The 970-nt window shown below is 66.2% G+C and carries 1 protein-coding gene; it reads left to right on the top strand.

Annotated features, from left to right (window positions below; translation table 11 throughout):
- Window positions 1-10 precede the first annotated feature (10 nt).
- Window positions 11-970, top strand: a 960-nt coding sequence (locus EN884_RS37010; RefSeq protein WP_245492064.1) for an ABC transporter ATP-binding protein, incomplete at its 3' end; no start/stop codon positions are given.

The raw sequence follows: 970 nt of genomic DNA, 5'->3' as shown, positions 1-970 counted from the left end.
GGGCTTCACCATGCTTGCCATGCTGATCGTCGGCGGCATGACCTCGTCGCTCGGCGCTTTCGCCGGCGTCATCGTCACCATCGTTTTGGTCGAAGTGGTACGCCGCTTCGAAGGCGGCGGCGAAGTGCTCAGCCTGCATCTGCCTGTCCTGTTCGGCTTGACCCAGGGCGTGCTTGCCATCGCCATGATCCTGGTCATCTGGCGACGCCCGACCGGCCTGTTCGGCGAGCGTGAGCTGAACCTGCTGCGCCGGCCCGGACGTCAGGCCGTGACGGCTTCGGCGGCACCTCCGCAGCGTGTCGAGAGTGACCGGCTCTCCGCCGAGCGTCTGTCGCGCCGTTATGCCGGCGTCGTTGCTGTCGACGACGTCAGCCTGAGTTTCGAAACGGACAGCATCACCGGTATCATCGGCCCCAATGGCGCCGGCAAGACGACGCTGCTCAACATGCTGGCCGGTGATGTCAAGCCAAGTGCCGGTACCGTGTCGGTGGGTGGCGCGGTGCGGCAGGCTTCTGCCTTCCGCTTCGCGCGCTCCGGCGTTGCCCGCACCTTCCAGAACATCCGCGTCTTCCCGCACATGACGGTGCTGGAAAACGTCGTCGTCGCCGCACGCCAGGTAGAGCCTGATCTCGTCCATGCCGAGGCGGCGGCAATGGGTGAACTTGCGCGCATGGGGCTGGAGAGATTTGCCGATCAGCCGGCCGCCAGGCTTGCCTATGGCCAGCGACGCCGGTTGGAAGTGGCACGTGCGCTGGCGTTGAAGCCGCGCTTCCTGCTGCTGGACGAGCCGGCCGCCGGCATGAACGCCGTCGAGACCGCCGAACTGGTTTCCATCCTCTCGACAGTCCGCACCGAGCGCCGCATCGGCGTCGTCCTGATCGAGCACGACATGAGGCTGGTGATGAACCTGTGCGAACGCATTGTCGTCATCGATCATGGCCGCGTCATCGCCGACGGCACGCCGGGCGAC

Source organism: Mesorhizobium sp. M7A.F.Ca.AU.001.01.1.1 (genome assembly GCF_004022735.1).
GTDB lineage: Bacteria > Pseudomonadota > Alphaproteobacteria > Rhizobiales > Rhizobiaceae > Mesorhizobium > Mesorhizobium ciceri.
Note: the sequence above shows the minus strand (reverse complement) of the source record. Positions and strands in the feature narration are given on the sequence as shown.